18 protein-coding genes are annotated in these 19,909 nt (G+C 68.3%); 8 read left to right on the top strand and 10 right to left on the bottom strand.

Translation table 11 applies throughout. The features are described from left to right. The first annotated feature begins 151 nt into the window (after nt 1-151). On the top strand, nt 152-1,399 hold the full coding sequence (locus KEG38_RS46205; RefSeq protein WP_272427189.1) for a metalloprotease: 1,248 nt from the start codon (nt 152-154) through the stop codon (nt 1,397-1,399). A 16-nt stretch (nt 1,400-1,415) separates the two neighbouring features. Continuing rightward, complete coding sequence (locus KEG38_RS46200) at nt 1,416-1,937, top strand: cyclic nucleotide-binding domain-containing protein (protein WP_272427188.1); 522 nt, start codon at nt 1,416-1,418, stop codon at nt 1,935-1,937. A gap of 4 nt (nt 1,938-1,941) precedes the next feature. Here the strand turns inward: KEG38_RS46200 and KEG38_RS55865 are convergent, their stop codons facing one another. From KEG38_RS55865 to KEG38_RS46170, 6 genes are all read right to left on the bottom strand, one after another. Beyond that, nucleotides 1,942-2,832: a type II CAAX endopeptidase family protein gene (locus KEG38_RS55865; protein WP_272427187.1), complete on the bottom strand. Its 891-nt coding sequence runs from the start codon at nt 2,830-2,832 to the stop codon at nt 1,942-1,944. A 157-nt stretch (nt 2,833-2,989) separates the two neighbouring features. Further along, entirely contained in the window at nt 2,990-3,778 is a 789-nt protein-coding gene (gene modA, locus KEG38_RS46190) for a molybdate ABC transporter substrate-binding protein (protein WP_272427186.1), read from the bottom strand. Continuing rightward, the gene (locus KEG38_RS46185; RefSeq protein ID WP_272427185.1) at nt 3,766-4,701 is read right to left on the bottom strand and encodes a hypothetical protein; all 936 of its coding nucleotides are present in this window, start codon (nt 4,699-4,701) and stop codon (nt 3,766-3,768) included. The genes modA and KEG38_RS46185 overlap by 13 nt, the downstream gene beginning before the upstream one ends. A 42-nt stretch (nt 4,702-4,743) precedes the next feature. Next, on the bottom strand, nt 4,744-5,835 hold the full coding sequence (locus KEG38_RS46180; RefSeq protein ID WP_272427184.1) for a hypothetical protein: 1,092 nt from the start codon (nt 5,833-5,835) through the stop codon (nt 4,744-4,746). A 90-nt stretch (nt 5,836-5,925) separates the two neighbouring features. Further along, nucleotides 5,926-7,413: a vWA domain-containing protein gene (locus tag KEG38_RS46175; RefSeq protein ID WP_272427183.1), complete on the bottom strand. Its 1,488-nt coding sequence runs from the start codon at nt 7,411-7,413 to the stop codon at nt 5,926-5,928. Between the two features lie 163 nt (nt 7,414-7,576). Beyond that, entirely contained in the window at nt 7,577-7,894 is a 318-nt protein-coding gene (locus tag KEG38_RS46170; protein ID WP_272427182.1) for a hypothetical protein, read from the bottom strand. Nucleotides 7,895-8,232: 338 nt separating this feature from the next. Here KEG38_RS46170 and KEG38_RS46165 point away from each other — a divergent pair, with 338 nt between their 5' ends. The 4 genes from KEG38_RS46165 to KEG38_RS46150 all read left to right on the top strand — a co-directional run bounded on the left by KEG38_RS46165 (nt 8,233) and on the right by KEG38_RS46150 (nt 11,715). Next, entirely contained in the window at nt 8,233-9,003 is a 771-nt protein-coding gene (locus tag KEG38_RS46165; protein WP_272427180.1) for a hypothetical protein, read from the top strand. Continuing rightward, nucleotides 8,960-10,126 (top strand): hypothetical protein, encoded by a 1,167-nt coding sequence (locus KEG38_RS46160; RefSeq protein ID WP_272427178.1) that lies wholly within the window; start codon nt 8,960-8,962, stop codon nt 10,124-10,126. The genes KEG38_RS46165 and KEG38_RS46160 overlap by 44 nt, the downstream gene beginning before the upstream one ends. Before the next feature lie 70 nt (nt 10,127-10,196). Then, a complete protein-coding gene (locus tag KEG38_RS46155; protein WP_272427177.1) occupies nt 10,197-10,457 on the top strand; it encodes a hypothetical protein in 261 nt (86 codons plus the stop codon). 628 nt (nt 10,458-11,085) lie between these two features. Further along, the gene (locus KEG38_RS46150) at nt 11,086-11,715 is read left to right on the top strand and encodes a hypothetical protein (RefSeq protein ID WP_272427175.1); all 630 of its coding nucleotides are present in this window, start codon (nt 11,086-11,088) and stop codon (nt 11,713-11,715) included. Here the strand turns inward: KEG38_RS46150 and KEG38_RS46145 are convergent. Further along, complete coding sequence (locus KEG38_RS46145) at nt 11,614-13,425, bottom strand: hypothetical protein (RefSeq protein ID WP_272427173.1); 1,812 nt, start codon at nt 13,423-13,425, stop codon at nt 11,614-11,616. The two genes, KEG38_RS46150 and KEG38_RS46145, sit on opposite strands and share 102 nt — an antisense overlap. Before the next feature lie 46 nt (nt 13,426-13,471). Between KEG38_RS46145 and KEG38_RS46140 the strand changes: the two genes are divergently transcribed. Continuing rightward, nucleotides 13,472-14,878 (top strand): hypothetical protein, encoded by a 1,407-nt coding sequence (locus KEG38_RS46140; RefSeq protein WP_272427171.1) that lies wholly within the window; start codon nt 13,472-13,474, stop codon nt 14,876-14,878. Between the two features lie 88 nt (nt 14,879-14,966). Here the strand turns inward: KEG38_RS46140 and KEG38_RS46135 are convergent, their stop codons facing one another. Next, nucleotides 14,967-15,470, bottom strand: coding sequence for an acyl-CoA thioesterase (locus KEG38_RS46135; protein WP_272427169.1), 504 nt, complete (start codon nt 15,468-15,470; stop codon nt 14,967-14,969). A gap of 159 nt (nt 15,471-15,629) precedes the next feature. Here KEG38_RS46135 and KEG38_RS46130 point away from each other — a divergent pair, with 159 nt between their 5' ends. Then, nucleotides 15,630-16,775 (top strand): ABC transporter substrate-binding protein, encoded by a 1,146-nt coding sequence (locus tag KEG38_RS46130; protein WP_272427168.1) that lies wholly within the window; start codon nt 15,630-15,632, stop codon nt 16,773-16,775. Here the strand turns inward: KEG38_RS46130 and KEG38_RS46125 are convergent, their stop codons facing one another. Next, nucleotides 16,776-17,933, bottom strand: coding sequence for an outer membrane beta-barrel protein (locus KEG38_RS46125; RefSeq protein ID WP_272427167.1), 1,158 nt, complete (start codon nt 17,931-17,933; stop codon nt 16,776-16,778). Next, nucleotides 17,930-19,855 (bottom strand): hypothetical protein, encoded by a 1,926-nt coding sequence (locus KEG38_RS46120; RefSeq protein ID WP_272427166.1) that lies wholly within the window; start codon nt 19,853-19,855, stop codon nt 17,930-17,932. Before KEG38_RS46120 ends, KEG38_RS46125 begins: the two co-directional genes overlap by 4 nt. Nucleotides 19,856-19,909: the final 54 nt, after the last annotated feature.

Raw genomic sequence — 19,909 nt, 5'->3', positions numbered from 1 at the left:
CGCGGCCCGAATCAATGCTGGACGCTGGAGATCGAATGTACAATCGGATACAGCGGGATCGACCCTGCTGTCAAGGAGTGGCGGGCGCGGATCTTTGCCCAGCAGGGCCTCCATGGTAGTCTGGGGCTTACGGGCCGTTGTGCCGGAGCTCATGAGCGACAAAGCGAAGCCCGAGCTCGAGCTCCTCATTCGGTCCCGACCCGGCGGCTCTGGATCCGCCACTGGATCCGGCGGTTCGAGCGGCGGCTTCGTCACGCGGCGGTACGTCGCGAACCAGGTCGCGCTTACGGTGAGGCCTCGCCGCATCCCGGAGGAGAGCTACGAAATCCAGGCGCAGTCGAGGAAGGATCGCAAGCTTTTTTACGTCATCCGGCAGCTCGAGGCCGACAAATACCTCTTCCTGAACGAAGAAGAGTATTTCCTCTGGCAGAAGATGGACGGTCTCCACACGCTGCGCGACGTCGCGACGGCGTACTTCCTCAAGTTCGGATCGTTCGACTTCCGCGTCATCCAACGGTTCCTCTCTCGCGCCCGCGAGAACAAGCTGATCGTCATTCCGCAGACCGATCTCGTCCGGCGCTCGCTCGCGGACGAGCCCGTGTCGATGCGCTCGCATTTTCTCACGAAGCTCCGCGGGCTCGACCTGCGTTTGCCGAACGTCGATCAAAAGCTCGCGGTCCTTTACCAGCGGATGCGTGTCTTCTTCACGCGCCCCGCGTTCGCGTGTTACGCGCTCCTGCTCGTGCTCGGCGGCGTGGCGTTCGTAAAGCAGTCGGGCCGCGGAGCGGGCGCCGAGGTCCTGCACGCGGGGCACGCGCTGCTCGTGCCCGTCTTCCTGCTCTTCCACGTCATGGCCGTCGTGGTGCACGAGCTCGCGCACGCGCTCGCGTGCAAGCACTTCGGCCGCGAAGTGAAGGCGTTTGGCTTCACCTTCATGAACCGGCTCATGCCGAGCGTGTATGCGGACGTGACGGACATGTGGATGTCGACCCGCAAGGCGCGTATGGCGGTGAGCTTCGCGGGCCCCCTCTCGGGCCTGCTCCTCGGCAGCGCGAGCGCGATCCTCGCGTGGATCCTGCCTGCCGGCATCCCCTCGTCGTTCTTCTGGTTCGTCGGGATCACGATCGTCGCGTTCTCGCTCGGCAGCCTCTACCCTTGCCTCTTCATCGAGTCCGACGGCTACCACATCCTGAGCGATTGGCTCCGCATGCCCGCCCTGCGCGAGCACAGCCGCCGTGTCCTGCGCGACAAGCTTCGCGATATCGTACGCGCCCGTAGAACGCGGCCCATGACGAGCGACGAACGCACGTACTTCCTGTATGGATTGGCTTCGGTCGTCAGTCTCACCGCCGTCGCCACCACGATCGTGGTGATCGCCGCGCACCGCCTGACGCGCTAATCCGAGGCCAGACCTGATGAAGTTCACCCCGCGACCGCTCCGCAAGGACCAAATCAAGGACTGCGCCCGCATGCTCCGGCGCGTCACCTTGTTCTCCGCCTGGTCCCCCGACGAGATCGAGGAGTTTGCCGCGCACGTCCAGCTCTTGCCCTTCCCCTCGCAGGAGGTCGTGCTCTGGGAGGGCGACGCCGGCGACGTGCTCTACATCATCGCCGAGGGCAGCGTCGTCGTGTCGCGCCGCCTGAAGGGCGACGTCGAGACCGTCATCTGCCGCTTGCACGCGGGCGACTTCTTCGGCGAGCTCGACGTCATCGACGACCAGTCGGCCTCGGCGAACGTGCAGACCGAGACGCAGTGCCTCTTCTACACGATCGATCGCGACACGCTCTACCGCGAGCTCGAGGCGAACCCGCGCGTCTATTCGAAGTTCCTGCTCGCCCTCCTCAAGGAGGTCGCCAAGCGCCTGCGCACCACGAACCAGCGGCTCATCGACGCGATCCTCTGGGGCATCGACGCGACGTCGCTCGACACGGGCTGATCGTTCAGAGACGAACGGTCCCGAGCGCGGACGAACGGCTGCTCGGCGCGCTCTCCTGCCCGCGCCGAAAGCGCAAGAGGAGGAACGTGATGAGCACGGTCGAGGCCGCGACCAGCACGCCCCCTTCGCTCGCCCAGAGCGGCGCGTGTTCGCCCGTGGTCGAGGCGCCGAAGAACGAGACCACGATTGCGTTCCACGCCGCGTGCATCACCACGGGTGGCCAGACGCTCCCCGTGTCGAGCCGGAGCCTCGCCGCGAAATAGCTTTGCCCGCACATGGACACGACGAAGAGCAGAAGCGCAAGGAGCGGCGACGGGCTCGGGTTGTAGTGCCCGCTCAGGATGAGCGGCGCGTGCCACAACCCCCACACGACGCCGGTCACGAGCGCCGGATACGGCACGCCCGCGTCGATGAGGCGCGGCAGGAGGTAGCCACGCCAGCCGATCTCCTCGCCGATCGCAAGCACCGCCATCGCGGCCGGGCCGATCGTGAGCGCGATGATGCACCCCGCGACGAACCGCTCGCCGGGTGTGCCCCCGGGGATGGGGAACCCGAGCGGGTGCACCGCCGCGGGCTCGAACGCGGCGATGCCCGTGCCCCACGCGAGCCCATACGCAGGCAAGGCGATCACCACCGGATAGATCAGCGCCGGCACCATGGACCACGCCACGCGTCGGTCGAAGCGGAACGATACGTCGCCAAACCCCTCGCGCAGGACGAACCGCGCGACCACGGACGCGAGGCAGGGGACCCATACGAATGGGAGGAACCTGCTCGGCGCGAGGCCGTGCAGCGCAATGTCCACCTGGAACGGCGCGCTCGCGAGGAGGAGAACCCCGAAGTAGATCGCGAGCCCTCTGCGCGCGCGCCGAACCTTGTCCATCGCCTCGTGCACCGACGGCGAGCTTATACGGGGTCGAGCCTCGCGGATAGGGACAAGGCAGACCTCGCGCGGTGTTCCGTCGCGGGCCGGGGCGTCGGCGTCCCGACACCTCTGTGGTATCGCGTGTTTGTCCGGCGCATCCGGGAAGGCGGCCCGGGGACGCATCGGCCTAGGGAATCGGGCCAAACCCGTACGAGGCGAGGATCCGCTGCCCCTCGGGCCCCGCGATGAAATCGAGCAGCGCCTCGGCATCTGCCCGTACCCGCGCGCGGGCCTTCGTGGTGACGGCAGCCCAGACTTCGGGCCTCGGCGCCCATTCTCCCTTTCCGCCATCGAGCACCTCGATCCCCGCCGCGCCGGGGACCTCCGTACGATAAACGATCGCCGCCGCGACCTCGCCCCGCTCGACGTAGGCGAGCACGGCCGCGACGTTCCCGCCGAGCACCACGCGCCCCTCGAGCGCCTTCCACACCCCGAGCTTCTCCAGCGCCTCGCGCGCGTAACGACCTGCCGGCACCGCGCCCGGCTCCCCGATCGCGATCTTCTCGCCCGACGGTAACGCCGTCCCGAGCGTCTGGAACGTGAGCTTCGGCCCGCCCTTCGGCCCGACGAGCACGAGCTCGTTCGTCGCCACCACACGCGCCCGTTTGGCGTCCACGTGCCCGCCGGCCGCGAGCCGGTCGATCGGATCGCGGGCCGCGACGATCACCAGATCGACCCCGGCGCCGCCCTCGATCTGCCGCGCGAGCTCGCCCGAGGCCCCGTACGTCGCGCTCACGCGGACGCCTGGATGCGTCGCGGCATACCCCTCGCTCAGCTTGGGGAACACCTTCCGCAGGCTCGTCGCCGCGGCGACCGTCACCTCCCCGCCCTCCGCGGGCTCGCGCTTGCAGCCTGCGACGACGAGTGCACCGAGGGCGAACGCGAGGACGAACGCCCTCCGGCCTAGGGCTCGCAAAGCCCCTGCTTCCACCGCGCGTACGACAGCAAAAAGAAGTTTTCGACCGCGGTCTCCATCTCCGGCGACAGCAAGAACATCGGATGGCAGGGCTCCTGGTCGCACATCTGACTCTCCTTGCCCTTGTCGATGTGGCGCCGCGCGGGCACGAGATCCATGAACGCGCCGGTCTCGTCGACCGTGCCGACGGCGATTTTCAGAATGTACGGAAAGAGCCGGTTTTTCTCGAACGTCGCGGCGGAGTCGCCGGAAAGCCAATTGCCGCCCATCCCCGCGAAATGGCACGCTTTGCAGGCGCCGGCCGCCGTCGGCTGATCGGGCAGGTTCACCATTCCGGTCGACTCCCAATCCTTCCACTGCATGCACGCGCCGAACTCCTCGAGCGCTTCGAGCAGCGTCGTGTCGCTCACCGGCCCACCGCCCCCGCCGCCGCCCGCGCCTCCCGCCCCGCCTTCGCCGCCCGCGCCGCCCGCGCCCGGATCCGGCTCGAACGTGGGATCACCGAAGAGCCCGCGCTCGTCGACCTCTTTCAGCAGCCATTCCGTGAGGAGGGTATCGTCCTCGACCGCGAGGGCCGGGCCGGTATGCTCGCCTTTCAGGCGGAGCAGGCTGTTGTCGGGGTGGGCGATGAGCGGCTTTGGGTACCCCTCGATCTTCGCGTACGACGAGCTCTCCTCGGCGCCGAGCCAGATGGGCGCGCTGTTCGCGCCTTGCGTGTGGCACGGCGTGCATTTGCTGGCGAGGATCGGGTAGACGTTCAGGTCGAAGAGCTCCTTCGCCGTGAAGTAATCGTCCGGCGGCCCGCCTGCGTCCCCCGAGCCGCCATTGCCGGACGGCGTGGGCCCGAGGGTGCCGGTCGGCGGCGCGACGCAGCCATACGCCAGGATCAAGGCGAGGACGAACCACGCGGTCGCTTGTTTCATGTCACTCCCGCCGGGGATCATGGCCCGATCCCCGCGCGGGGGTCAACGAAAGAGGCCGAGCTGCAGCGACGAGCAGGCCGCGCCGTCCTTCGAGACGACGCCGGCGAACTGCTTCACGGGCGGATAAATGTACCCGAAGAGGATGCACATTTCGTTGAGCCCGAGGCCGTAGTGGACCTCGATGTCCCGCGTGTTGTCGAACAGGCACGCGTGGCGGATCGCGGTGACGCCTTCGAGATCGAGCGGCGGATCGTAGCTCCGGATGTCACTCGCGAGATCGTAGGCGCCGTCATCGTAGACGCGCTGCGCGGCGCCGTCCGCCGTCATGAAATCCACCGTGAAACCCTGCGCGAGGTCGTGCGTGTGGGGCATGAGCGAGACGACGTGCCCGCCGAACACGGTGCACGTCGTGCCGACGGTCTCGGTCGTGTGCGGCGGGATCGAGAAGTCCGAGATCTGCATGACGAACGGCGCGACCTCCTGGGTGAGCTCGTCCGCGGGCATCGTGAAGAAATCGTAGGCGAGCTCGATCCGCTGCGGCTCGGTTTTCGTGTTCAGGAAATGGATGCTCGTCGAGATCTCGCGCGTGGTGTCGAGCACATAGCCCATTCCCTCGGGAAACTGGATGGACTCCTCGCCGACCACCTGCGTGGAGTTGGCGAAGAGCACGTCGGGGATCCCGGCGCCCACGTTCGAGAAGGGATCCCCGGCGCCGGGATGGCAGTCGGGATACGGGTTCGGGCCGAGATCGGCCTCGAGGGGCTTGGCGACCATGTTCGAGTGGTGCAGGCCCGGCGTCGTGTAAAGGCGGCCGCCGTGCACCACCTTGTTCGTGATGTCGGGGATGGGCCACGACAGGCAAAACGAGACCTCCTCGCCGGGCGCGAGCGTGCGCGGCGGGGCGACGATACGAAAGCCGCTTTTCGGCGGGGGCGGGAGGTCGAGATCCTGGAGCGGCTCGCCGTAGGCGACGACGTTGTCCGCGTCGAGCTGCGCGGCGGGCTCGTAACGTCGAACGGGATCGACACAGGCGCCGCGGAAGAGGACCTCGCTGCCGAGACAGAGGGGCTCTCCTCCGCATCCGGACGAGAGCGCGGCAAGGGCGAGGAGGGGAGCGATGATTCGGGTACCCATGATCGCGCATGATCCCGCGGCTCCCCGAATTGATCCACTATTTCTGGATGAACAGAACGTTCGTCCGGGCCGTACAAAATGACGGGCGGCTCAGTAGCCCGCGTCGTGCATGGCGGCCGCGTTGATCTCGAGGGCGCGGGCGCGGCGGGCGGCGGGCGCGGCGGCGGCGGGCGCGGCGGCGGCGGTGCCTGCGCTCTTGCGCGCGGCGCTCACATTGCGCGCGGCGGCGAGGACGCGCTGTTTCTCTTTCTCGTCGCGGACAGAGGCGGCGACCGCGTTGAGACGCTGTTCGGCCTGGGCGAGGGCCTTCGAGGCATCCTCGAAGCGGCCCGCGTTCACGTCCTGCGCGGCGGCGATCGAGATCTCCGAGGCCTCGTGCACGGCGGCGATCGTGCGAGCTCGAGCATTCTCGTGGTGAGCGACGACGGCGGGATCGTCGGTCAGATCGAACCGGGCCACGACCTCCTGCACGCGCGGCAAACCCTGCTCCGCCGGATCGCGGAAGTGCAGGCGCACACTCGCGAGGGGACGCGCGCCGCTCGCGGTCGGATCATCCACGCGCACGCGCACGGCCATTTCGCGGTGCTGTCCGCCGAACATGGCGCCGAGGGGCACGCGCATCCCGCCGCCCGCGACGGGCATGGCGCGGGCGCCGGCGACGGAGAGGATCGTGACGCCCGGCGCGGGGACGATCTCCACGACGGCATCGGTGGCGCGCGTGCCAGCAAAGAGGCGCGTCTCCTCGGCGAGCACGTTCGCCATGTCCTCGGGCGAGGCGAGGTGATGCATGCGACCGCTCGATCGCACGGCGAGCGTGTTCAAGGTGCGCTCGTCGTAGTCGAGGCCGACGCCGAGGGCGGTGACCTGGATACCGCGCTCGGCGCCGGTCTCCGCGATCGCGCCGAGCAATTCGGGCGAGGTGGGGCCGACGGTGGCGACGCCATCGGAGATGAGGACGACGCGACGAACGGGGTGCGACGCGGGTGCGGACGCGACGCGCAGCTCGGCGAGGCGCAGGCCATCGAAAAGGTTGGTCCCGCCCGCCGCGCTGAGGTGGTCGATCACGGCGTGCATGGTTGTGCGCGCATCGGGGTCGAGGGGAAAGGGCGCAATGCGGTCCTCGGCGGTGTCCGAGAAGGCCTGGATGGAGACGATGTCGCCGTCGGGCAGGCTGTCGACCATGCGATGCGCGGCGGCGCGCGCATGCTGCATCTTGGGGCCGGACATGGAGCCGGATGTATCGATGACGAGCGCGAGCGCGCTCTTCGCGCGGGCGATCTTTGCGCCCGTGGGCACGTCGACCCACACGCCGAGCAAGGTCTCGCGCTGGCTGCGAAGAATGAAATCACTCGCGGGGGCGGCGCCGATCCACGAGGCATTTTCGCGGGGCGCGTCGCTCGCGGCGCCCTGTGGGGCGTCGCCTCCGGAGGCCACGACGAGCGTCGTCGGCTCGGACTTCTTTGGCGCGGATGCGGCGCCGCTCTCGTGCGCCGGGCTCGCGGCGGGGGCTTGCGGGGCGGCGGTGGCGCACCCGGCGAGCAGGGTGGCCGTGAACAAAGCAATCAGCTTCGGTAGCATCGTCGGCTCCTCGTTGGGCGCGCGCCTCACGGGAGTGGCCAGCTCCTCGGGCGCGGCGGCCCGACCTCTTACGGACGAGAGCGGCGAACGATCTTCCGGATGTGAAGAAGTGTCAGGTGGAGGGAAGCCAAGGAAGCCGCGGTTCAGCGTCGTGCGGCCCGGATCACGGCTCCTCGTTCGTCCCGGTCGCCTCGTCCTCGCTCGTCCCTTCGCTCGGCTTCTCGCCTTTCAGGAAGAACGATTCCACGAAATCACGTTGCCCCGGGAAAAGCGCGCCGAGCGATCGGTGCACGCGCTCGAGCTCCAATCGCAATCGGCCCTTCGCGACGAGCTCCTCGGAGCGTTCCTTCGACCAGCCCATCTGCGCGCCGTCGTTCGCCTCGATTGCCTTCTGCGCGCGCTCGGCGGCATCCTTCAGCTTGCCCACGAGGGCCCCGCGGGCGTCATCGGGGAGGAGGGGGACGGCGGGTGAAGAGGCCATGCGGGTCATCAGGCATGAGGCGCGCCAGGGGTTTGGAGGGCACGCGGGTCATCCGGCATGAGGCGCGCCAGGGGTTTGGGAAGCATGCGGGTCATCCGGCATGAGGCGCGCCAGGGGTTTGGGGAGCATGCGGGTCATCCGGCATGAGGCGCGCCAGGGGTTTGGGGAGCACGCGGGTCATCCGGCATGAGGCGCGCCAGGGGTTTGGGGAGCATGCGGGTCATTGGACAGGACACGTCCGGGGGGTTCTGGGGGTCTTCGGGACATGGTCGAGGAGGAGGGCGAGGGGGGTGGAGCGTCGGCCGCGTGGCGGATGGTGATGGTGCACCCGAACCACGTTGACGTATTTCCAGAGCTCTGATCGCATCTCGCTCATGGCGTTCTACCGCGTGCGCCCCCTCCTCCCCTTCGGGCTCCTCGGCTGCGCGACGTTGGCGCTCGTGCCGCTCGGCTGCGGGGCCAAGATCACCTATCCGGCGGCGAGCGAGGGCCCACGTGTGCCGGGTGCCACCGCCGAGCGCCTGCGAGCGTGCGTGGATGAGTTCGGTGGTGATCTTCGCGGGGGATATTACGTGTTCGACTACGCGGTGAAGGTCGACGAGGAGGGCCGCGTGGTCGATGTGGCGTCGAAGGGCGTGCCTCACGCGGATCTCGCGGGGTGCACGCGGCTCGCGCTGCGCGCCATGACGGTGCCGGAGGACCTCCTCAGGCTGCGCAAGCTGCGCCTGTCCGAGTCGCCCGCTCCTGCGAATGGGCAGGCGGCGGGCGAGCGTGGGCTCGTTGGGCACCCCGGGGTGCTCGTGGCGGTGGCGATCGCCCTCGCCGACCTCGTCATCGAAGTGGGTCCTGTCATCATCGTGATGGCCGCTGAGCTGGAGCTCAGCAAGGATATTGCGGAGACGATTCAGAAGAGGCCGAGGTGGGAGGAGAGCTGTAATAAAAGGAGGACGGACTGTCTCGGGACCGATCTCGCGGATCAGTCCGGCGATATCGAAGGGTCCTCGATGTGCGAGTACTGCCGTCGGGTCTGCAATGCACAGAGGGGCCAATGGCCAGAGCAAGTCGATGGCAGATCATGTGAATATTGGCTACCTAAATGGAAGCGCTAGAACGACAATGAAGACGCAGCAAGAAGACACGGGGGCGCAGTTCTCGGCTCTCGCGAAAGCCATCGATCAAGCGTGGCTCCAGACGCACAAGGGTGACTTCACCGACGCCGTGCGCGAGTACCAACGGGTCGAGGCGGAGTTCGTGGCGCGAATGAACGACAACGCGCCTTTCGTGCTCGAAACGAGGCGACGCATTGCGGAAGCAATTCTGAGTGCAGCGCATAGCCATCACCCCTCCTTCGACGTCTGCCGGGAGGCCTGGAACAATCTCGTTCGCTTCGGCTTCACGAACTTTCACACGAGATGCATGCACTCCTGGTTTTACGCGGATTGCTGCGCGTACGACGAGCAGCCCGAGGAGGGGCTCGCCGTGCTCGAGCCTCTCCTCGCCGAGATCGAACGACTGCGCGAAGAAGCCAGGGCGACGCAGCGCCCTACGGGTTTCTACGAAAACGAGATCGAGCACCTGGGGGACCTCCGGGACGAGCTCCTTGCCCAGCAAAGGGGAGAGCTCAGCCCGGGCCGAATCACGCGGCGTATGGACGAGGCGTACCAGCCGACCCCGGAAGAAGAGAGAATCGACGAGCTCTACGATACATTCTGGGAGGCACGCCGCGCCGTCTTCAATACGTACGCAAGATCGTGGGACCGGAGCTTCGCCGACGTCGCCGCCGACTACCGACGGGTGGAGGCGGATATCGTAGCGCGCGCAGGCGAAGCCGAGGCCTTCCAGCCCTTCGTGCTCGAAGTGAGGCAAGTAGTTGCCGAAAATATTCTCACGGCAGCCTGTGGCCTCGAACAACCCTTCGAGGCCTGCCGGGATGCCTGGAACGAGCTGGTTCACCTGGGCTTCAGGGACTTCGGAGAACAATGCAGGATGACAGATATGTACGCAAAGTCCTGCGGGCTCAACCGGAAGCCCGAGGAGGGCCTCGCCGTGGTCGAACCGCTGCTCGCGGAGCTCGAGCAGCGGCTCGATGCGGAGCTCGAGCGACGGCGCGAAGCGCACGCGAAAAGCGAACCACCCACGCACGAGGAGCCGTCCCCGAGCTTCTACCGCGATTGGATCAAGTCCCTGGGCGAGCTCCGGGACAAGCTCGAAGCACAACGCAAGGGCCCGTGAGCGCGACCGCGCGTGAACGACGGCGCCCGTGGGCTTGACGTCTCGCGAGGGTTTGTCGTACCGTCGCTCCATGATCCCTGGAAAAACCGTCCAACTCCCGACCGAGCTGCTCGCACGTTATGACCGCCTCGCGGAACACGAGAACGAGGCGCGGCAGCGCGCCGGCCTGGGACCGATCTCCGGGCTCGATCTCCTCCACGTCGTCGCGGCGCGCTTCGCCGGGCTCCCGACACCGCAGGACGTCGACCTCGACGCGATTCGTGCTCGGGAGGGGTTGTCCGCGGATATGTGGACCCCGCCGAACCCGCCGGTCGGGAAGCCCCCCACGTGAGCCTTGCTCTGGCGTCCGCAGTTTTGCACGGGGTGGCTTGCGTGCTCTGCCTCGTGTACGCGTATGCCCGGCGAGCCTCCCCGGAGCGACAAGCAGCGTACGTCCTCGCTTTGGTTTGGTGTACGTGGTTCGGGCTGTCCGTTCTGCACGACTTCATCGTGCGCGCGATCCCGTCGCCCGAGATCGAACCTGTCTTGAGCCGCAAAACACTCGTCCTCCTGAACGTAGAACGCTCCATCTATCTCGCGTGGCCCGCTGGGATCCTCGCGTGGGTTCGCTGGACGTTCCGACGTAGCAACCCTTGGCCGATCGTGCTCGCGTGGCTTGCAGCATCGATCCTCCCCATCGTCGTTCACCCAGCGCTCAAAGGTCGCGCATGGTTTCCGTACGCCGGCGCCATCCACCTCGCCGCGCTCGGCGGTGAAATAACCGCTTTCGTGTCATGGGCTCGCCTTCGTGAGCCGCCGCGTCCATGGCATTCGGTCGCGATCGTCGCGATCCCGATGTGCGCTTTTCCTGCGATTCCGTTCTTCGCTTCCGACGAGGCCCGGGCGGGGTACCTCCTGTGGGTGCTCCGCGGGCTCGTCGCCCTTCATTTGGCATGTATCGCTGTTCTCGGAGGGGATTTATGGAATCAACTCTCACGTGGATCTTCGCGCTCGTGATGGCGAGCTTGGCCCTCGCATTGCCGATCTTTTTGCAGCGACGCGCGGACGCAAAAATCCGCGCGCTCTCGGACGACCGCTCCCGCATCCTCGACCGGGAACGCGAGCTCGCATCTCGCTTCCTGGCCGAACAAAAGGCGCATGCAGCGGCGCGCGCGCAGCTCGCCGCAAACGAGGAAGACCGGGCGCAGCTCCTCGCAGACCTCGATCACCGGCATCGTCGCATCGCGGACGCGCTCACGCGGATCGCCGCGGCCGTCGAGCACCAGGAGAGCGAGCTCGAACGCTACGCCGCAGCGGGCGCAGAGAGCATTCTCTCCCGCTTCCCGGACCTGCCCAACCACCCCGACCGCGGGCTCGGCGGGACGCTCGGCGCTCTCATGACGGTTCAAAGCTATTGCAACGCGGCGCTCTTGCGGCAAATCCGCCACGCCGAAGAGACGATGACCGAAGAGGAGCTTTTGGTGAACGTGATCCCGTTTGCCCCCGGATCAGGAAGCCGCGCGGCCGCGGAGAGTGGCGCGCCGAGCTCTCCGACCGTGGAATCGCTCCCCGCGTTCACGCCCCCGGTGTCGACGCCCGCGAGCACCTGAACCCAGGAGCGCGAGCGCGAGGAGCCCGAAGGCCGCAGGAAGCCCCTTTGATTCGGACTGTCCCGCCAGGCCGCACGAGCATCCCTCCCCTGCCCCGGGCCCGCTTCCGCTTCCGCTTCCGCTGCCGCCTCCGCCGCCGCTTCCGCCTCCGAAATCGATCACGACCTCGGCCTTCGAGACGACGAACGGCGGCGATGCGCCTACCGATTCATAGATGGCGAGGAGCTCCTGCCCGCTCGAATCCGTGGCGTTGGCCTCCGCCAGATGCTCGACGTATTTCCGCGTGATCGGTTGATACAGCACCCGCGCGGAAAGCGTCCTCTCTCCCGTCACCCCCGCCGGCGCCGTCACCGTGAACGTCGCCTCGTCCCAGGAGCGTACGCCTCCCGCGCCGTCTCCGTAATCGATCTCGCCCGTCGGTCGCGTCGTGGTCGTCGGGACGAACCCCTTCGGCGGAATGCGTGTATCCGACACGATCATGTCGTGCCGCGCGAGGTCCTCCCCCGGCTCGGCCGCCGATCCATTCCAGCGCCCATGCTGCGCGCGGTACACCCGCGTCGGCGGCGAGGCCTCGATCTCCCCGTTCGCCGCGTCGTATCCGCCCAGCAGAAACGTCTCCTCCCCCGTCGAATCGACGAGCGCGAGCGCAATCCACGCGCGGCGGCCCTCCGCATACCCCGTCGGGAACTTGTGCCCGCTGAGGTTCTCCACGCGCACCGTGACCGCAAATGGCTCGCCGGGCGCCGCCGAGGCGGGCGTGCTCGTGATGTCGATGTTTGCCGCCGCGGCGAGCGTCTCCTCCGTACGCGCGAGGGCGAGCGCGAAGGCGTCCGGGAACGCCGCGGCGCGCGCGGGGTCCTTGGCCATGACGGCGCGAATGCCGAAGAGGTTTCCGCCGGCAAACACGTGATCCCGCGGGTCCGTGCGAAGCGGCGCGATGGGGACGGTCGCGACGGGGAATCGTCCCGACGTGCGGCGGGTATGGCAATCGACGCAGCTTTGCCCGCCCGGCTGGGCATAGGCGCTCTGCGTCCATTCTTCGTACGTGGTATCCAGCGGAAACGCGAGGGCCGTCTCCACGCCGTCCGCGTCACGCAATCGCCGCCCGGGGTTCGTCACCTGGTGGCATTGCCCGCAAAACGCCGAGCTCGAAAGCGCGACATCCTCGGCCGTCCCGTGCACCTCTGCCACGCTGTCGGCATAGGGGCCCCGTTTGTCGAGGTTGTCGTCGTACACGATCTGCGCATCGCCGCGGTAATACGGCGCCTCGGGCGGGCCCGAGGGCACGGCGCGGTGGCAGGTGTCGCAGCCGACGCCTTGCATGTCGACGGCATCGAACGCGCTCCCGTCCGGCGGAGTCGCGTGTCCCCGGACGAACGCGATCGGAGAATGGCAACGCAAGCAAAACGTGCCCACGCCGGGTTCGTCCTGGTTCGCGATCGAAAGCGCCGCGCGAAAGATGGGATCTCGCGCAGCGTTTCCCATCATGGTGCCGGCCCACCCGTCGTGCGGCAGGTACGTGCGGTCTCCGTCGTGACCACCGCCATGGCATAACGCGCAGCCGTCGGCCCCCTCGAACAGGCTGCCCTGGCCGAGCTCTCCGGGCTTCGTGCCCGCGAGGTCCTCGAAACCAGCGGACGCGGAGGCGGGGAGCACGAGCGGGAGGAGGGCGGCGAGCGCGACGCGGGCGAACCCTCGGAGGTCCGGCATGCCGTGCTTTGTAGCACGGGCTCGGCTTGTGATAGCGTCGGCGATCATGCGTCACGCCCGGACGACCTCGTTTGCCTTTCTGTCCATCGTCACGCTCGCCGCTTCGATCTTCGGGGTCGCGACCACGGAGTCCGGGTGCGCCAGCGCGACGCCTTGCGAGATCAACAGCGACTGCATCGAGGGCGCGTGCATCGCCGGCGAGTGCAAGCGCGAGTGCGCCGACACCGAGCGCGACTGCGAGGCCGGATTCCGGTGTTATGCCGGGCAGTGTTTGCCCGACGAGGGCCAGGGCGGCGCCGGGCCCGGCTCCGGCGGTATGGGCGGCGTGGGCGGCATGGGCGGCATGGGCGGCACCGGCGGAATGGGCGGCGCGACGAGCTCGAGCGCTTCGTCCGGCGCGAGCTCGTCCTCGAGCAGCAGCGCATCGTCGAGCAGCGCTTCGAGCGGCTCCGGGGGCGGGGGCGGCGGGCCGACGAAGGGCGAGCTCGATCTTTGCGCGGCCGACGGCGAATGCGAGGCGGGGCTCACGTGCGAGCCGATGTGGAAGAACGGGCCGAAGCGCTGCACGCGCGCCTGCATCGCGGACGGCGGCTGCCCGAGCGGGATGCGCTGCAGCGCCGTGGGCGCCGAGAAATATTGCACGACGAGCGACGTGGGGAAGGCGTGCGCGAACGCCTCGACCTGCAATTTCGGCTGCCTCGAAGGCCCGGGGTATTGCACGGTGGCGTGCGCGACGGGATCGGATTGCCCGAACGGATACGGGTGCATGCCCGTCGGCAACCCGCCCACGAAGGTCTGCGTGAAGGCCGAGGCGTACTGCGAATCCGGAAACACGTCCGCGTGTATCGTGCCCGCCGCGTGTGATACGAGCTCGCTGCTCGTCGGGGCCTGCACGCTCGCGTGCACGACGAACGCCGATTGCCCGCAGCGCGCCTCGCTGCTCGCGCCCTGGACCTGCTCGAACGGCCTCTGCACGCGGCCGCCCGACGTGTACGGTCCGATGCCCGGCGGGAGCGTGCCCACGGAATGGCATTGTGATCCGTTCGGCAACGCGGTGAACCTCTGCAACGACGCCCAGCACATGAACTTCCAGGCGTTCACGATCCCGCCGCCGCCGGCCGTGAACTGCGCCTCGTCCGTCACGTTCCAGGGCCAGGCCGGCGACGCGTGCGTGAATTCGTGCCGGTATCAGGGCGCCTGCGCCTTTGGTTATTCCTGTACGGCCGTGGGCAACATCCAGGGCGGGCGCATCGGCCTCTGCCTGCCCACGGGCGCGGGCGAGGTGGGCGCGGCCTGCGCGAACGACACGCAATGCGTGTTCGGGCATTGCAATAGCGGCAAATGCAGCCGCGATTGCACGGCCGACGGCGTCTGTCCGAATGGAACGACGTGCACCAACGCTGGCGGTGCCTCGCCGAACGTGGAGGGGATGCCGTTCCGGAGGTGCCTGTGAGCGTTGGGCCGACCCTCGGCGCGCCCCGCTCGCGCGTGACCGTCGGACGTCGAACCTTTGGACGTCCAACGTTTGGATGCCCGAGCGATCAGAGCGTGTCGCGCGCGTCCGGATCGATCCTGCGGATCGCGTCGCGGATCACGTCCGGGATGGGGGCGGGCCGGTTCGTGCTCGAGGCAACCAGCACCACGACGGCGCTCCCGGTCGCCACGATGGCCTGCTGGGACGTCGAGGTCACGCGGTAGTCCATGGTCAGGCTCGTGCGGCCGAGGCGGGTCGTCCTGCCCTCGACGCGCACCGTGTCGGGCCAGAAGACAGGGCGGAGGAAGTCGGCGGTGGTCGAGGCGAGCACAGCCTTCTGCGTCGCGTCGCTCGACATGTCGACGCCGATCAAGCGCAGGTAGGCGAGCCGTGCCTCCTCGAACCAGGCGAAGTAGCGCGTGTTGTTGACGTGCCCGATCACGTCGAGATCGCCCCAGAGCACGGAGATCTCCTGGCAAACGGAGAACCGCGTGCCCGCCGCGGGAGCGGGGGGCGCGAAGGTCGTGGAGCTGCGCCCGGTGGGCTTCTCGAAGCGATCGGTAGAAGACAAGGCGACCTCGTGGATCAGATGCCGGGTTCGCCTGCCGTCAGCGCCCCCCGCGAGTAGAGAGAGCGTGGCTGCGTAGTTTCCGCGGCGTCAAGCCTGTGGCATGCTCCGCCGCAGGGAGTAGCGAGGACCATGCTCGGACGACGTCGTTGGATCGGGACTGTGGCCGGCCTTTGTTTGCTGTCGGCGCTCGGGGTGGGATGCGGCAAGAAGGAAAACGGTGGCGTGGGCCCAGAGCCTGCCTCGAACGAGTGGAAGGTGGGCGCCTACCTCAGCCTCTCCGGCGCCGAGACGCAGTTCGGCAAGGACACGCAGGAGGGCACCGAGCTCGCGGTCGAGGAGATCAACGCGAAGGGCGGCGTGAAGGGCAAGAAGGTCCGCGTGCTCTTCGAGGACGACAAGTCGAACCCGCAGGAGGCCTCGAACAAGGTCCTGCAGCTCATCAACCGCGACAAGGTCGTCGCGCTGCTCGGCGAGGTCGCGTCGTCGCGCTCCAAGGCCGCCGGCATCGTGGCGAACAAGAACAAGATCCCGATGATCTCGCCCTCGTCGACGAACCCGGACGTGACGAAGGTCGGCCCGTTCGTCTTCCGCGTCTGCTTCACGGACGACGTGCAGGGCCAGATGGGCGCGCGGTTCGTCAAGAACAAGCTGAACAAGAACAAGTTCGCGCTGCTCTACGCCTCGGACGACCTCTACTCGTCGGGGCTCGCGAACGAGTTCAAGAACGAGGCGAAGAAGCTCGGCATGACCATCGTGGCCGAGAAGAGCTTCCTCAAGAGCGAGACGAACTTCACGACGTACCTGAACGAGATCAAGAGCGCCGAGCCCGAGGTGATCTACGCGCCGGTCTACTACAACGCGATGGTGCCGATCGCGCGGCAGGCGAAGGCCGCGGGGATCCCGGGGAACATGTTCGTCGGCGGCGACGGCTGGCACTCGGACTCGCTCGTGACCGACGCGGGCGAGGAGATGGAGGGCGCGTACTTCACGAACCACTTCTCCCCGGACATGCCGTCGCCGAGCTCGCAGACGTTCGTGAAGAAGTACGTGGAGAAGTACAAGCGCGAGCCGAGCGCACTCGCGGCGCAAGGCTACGACTCGGCGATGCTGCTCTTCGACGCGATGGGCCGCGCGAAGGGCGATACGCCCGAGGCCATCCGCGACGCGATCGCCGAGACGAAGGATTTCCCGGGCGCGACGGGCTCGATCACCATCGACGCGAACCGCAACGCCGAGAAGCCCATCGTGATCGTGCAGGTCAAGGGCAAGAAGTTCACGTACTTCGACACCGTCTCCGTGAAGTGATCAGAACCAGGCGGTCGCGCCGAGCGTGATCGAGGTCTGGGCGCGGGCATTCGGGACGAAAGGATCGTCCGGCGTGCCCGCGCCACGCACGGCGCCGCGGAAAAACACGTCGCCCGCGGCGGCGTCGTGGCGGAGCTCCAGCATGACGGCGAGGTCGTCGCGCGGGCGGACGTCGACCGTGAAGGTGCCGGAGGCCATCCACGGGACGGGCCAGAAGATCGCGGACGCCTCGCCGCGCGCGCTCCTCGCGCGCCATTCGCGGAAGACGTCGCCCCGCGCCCCGAGGTGGACCGGCCCCACGGCGCGCAAACGGGCGTAAAGCGCGGCCGCGGCCCAGCCGCTCCGGCCGAAGTGGTTCACCTCGAAGCCGACGTCGCCGTGCAGGGCGAGCGTGAGGCGATCGAACCACGTGGCGCGGGCCCAGGCGTCGACGAGGTGGCGAAACGGTCGTCCCTCGGGCGCGCCCTCGCCGCGCTCGACGCCGCCGAAATAAAGAAGAGCCCCGGACAAACGCTCGTTTTCGTACGCGAGCTGCGCGGAGACGGATTTTTCGGTGTTGTTGTCGACGACGCTGTTCCAGCCATTGTAGGCGGCGAGCGTGAGCTTGAAGCGTGGGGAGAGCGGGTACGTGGCGCGCACGCCGGTGTGGTAAAACGGCAGGCCGAAGAAGAGGTTCGAGCGCGAAAAATGGCCGTTGTCCTTGACGGCCATGCCCTCGATGCCAATGGGCGAGAGGAAAAGCCCGGCTTTTACGGTGAGGCCGCGGCCGATCGGAATGCGATACCCGACGTGCGCCTCCTGGAGGTATTTCCAGGTCGTCTCCGCATTACTTGCGGAGGTGCCGGGCGCGCCGGGCAGCGAGGGTTCGGCGAGGTAATACGTGTTCGGCGTGTGGCCGATCTGCAAGACGGTCCGCGCGCTCGCCGCGCCACGCTCCCAGTCGCCGCCGAGCGCGACGTTGGCGAGCGTGAACGAGGCGTGCCGGTTGTCGAAGCCGCGGTAATGCGTGATTCCATTCGACGGCGCGCCGAGGTTGTACTGGAAAAACCCCTCGACGTATCCCGTGGGCGTGAAACGACCGAGGTCGGGGCCGGAGGCGGCGGCGGGATGTGCGGCCAGGACAACCGCGAGAAGGGCGCCGGCGCCGCGCAGGTTCACGAAGGCACCACGAGCTCACGCTTGGCGGCGCGCGCCGCCTCGGCTTCGGCGAGGGCCTCCTCTTCGGCACGCGCGTCTCGATCGTTCGTCGCTTCGAGGGGCGTGTCCTCAGGCGTCCGTTCGAGCGCGGTAAGCGCGCCCGGTGCGACGGTCTCCATCCAACGTCGCATCGGCGCGTACGTGCGGAGCTCGCGCTTGATCCGCGGAATCTCTCCAGCGCCGGCCGTCTCCGGGTTCGTCGCGGCACGCACGGCATCGACGAGCAATTCGTCGCGCGCGGAGAGCGGCAGATCGAGCCCCGCCCGCGTGGCGAGCTCCGCGGCGCCCTTTAGATCGCCCTGCCGGATGCGCGAGAGCAGCCGCACGCGGAAGAGGGCGCGGCTCTTGTACGGGTACGCCGGGGGCAACGAGGCGAGCTCGGCTTCGGCCTCCGCGTGTCGATCCATGGCCGCGAGGAGGAAGGCGCGCTCGCTGATCAGATCGGGCAGGAGGATGTCGGAGGCCGAGATGCGGATCGCGTACTTCACGAGCCGCGCGAGGCCACGATCGCAGCGATCGAGGGCGCCCCGAAGATCGCTCTGCTTCTCGGCGAGGAGCGCGAGCGCGTGCTCGGCCTGCGCGGCGAGGATCGGGAGGCGGCTCGACGTGAGTCGTTCGAGCGCCGCGCCGCCCTCGGCAAAATTCCCCTTGGCGACGAGGTTCAGCGCGGCGAAGAGACCCTGCGATTCCTTGCGCGCCCGGAGGAACCAGTAGACACGGGTGCCGATCAGCACGGCGAAGACCACGAGGAAGATCAGGCCGAACGGGAGGATCGGATCCATCGGCTCTTCGGGGACGTCTTCGTAGCCGCCCCCGCTCCCCGCGCCCGAGGGCGCGAGCGCGTTATAAACGGCGACAAACACGGCCACGAGCGCGGCCCAGAGCACGACGACCCGGCCGACCTTGCGTACGGCCTTCCTGGGCGCGGCGTTCTTCTCGGCCGCCTTGCGCGCCTCCGCGACGGCCTTTTTCGCGGCCTCGGTGGCCTCGGCCGCGGGCAGCTCGCCGGTCTTCTCCGGGCGTGCACCGCCCACCTCGACGAACGGCGCGGCCTCGGGCACGACCTGCGCGATCCAGTCGGCGAGCGGCGGCTCTTCGCTGTCCGCGTCACGCTTCGCGCCCTTGCGATACACGCTCGTCGCGGTCGTCTCCAGCATGCGCTGGAAGGCCCGGACGATCGTGCGCTCACGGCGATCGGTGGCGTCGAAGAGCAATTCGTGATGCGTGACGAGGTGCTCGCGCAAGGCGTCGCGATCGCCCGATCGTTCGAGCAGGATCGCCTCGGCGAGGGCGGCACGACCGAGCGCTTGCGGCAGGGCGTCGGGGCTTCCGCGGACGACGTCGATGTCCTCGCGCGCGCCCGCGCGATCGCCGCTCGCGGCGCGCAAGAAGGCGCGGATGGCGCGGGCCGCCGCGATCTGGATCCGGATCTGCGCGCGGTGGAGGACGCCGTGCGGGGTCGCGATGGCTCGATCGAGCGCGGCGAGCGCCGCCGGGATGTCGCCCCTGCGCATGCCGATGAGGCCACGCTGCACGGCAGCGACGCATGTCATGAGGGGAGCGGGGCGGCCCTGCTCGACGAGATCGAGGTGCGCCTCGGCCTCGGCGAGGCGGCCGCGGTTGATGAGGTCGAACGAGGTGTTGACGACCTGCACCCCCGCGCCGACCCGGCGACCGACGAGACCGAAGAAGGCGAACACCCCGCCGAGCACGGCGCAGACCGAGACGAGGATCATGCTCCCCGCGGAAGGCAGCCCGGACAGGACGAACAGCGCGAGGCTCAAGACGCCCAGGAGCAGGAGGAGCCCGCCCATGACGACGAGCATCGTGTGGTAGCCATGGGTCGCATGGCGGGGCACGTTTTTCGGGGCAGGTGCGCTCATCGTGGAGGTCGGGCCGGCCGCGGCACTGCCCGCGGCGCGCCTTTGGCTCCATCC

This window comes from Polyangium jinanense (assembly GCF_028435265.1).
In the GTDB taxonomy this organism is placed as follows: Bacteria; Myxococcota_A; Polyangia; order Polyangiales; family Polyangiaceae; genus Polyangium; species Polyangium jinanense.
The sequence above is the reverse complement of the archived record's forward strand: the minus strand, read 5'-3'. Positions and strand labels throughout refer to the sequence as shown.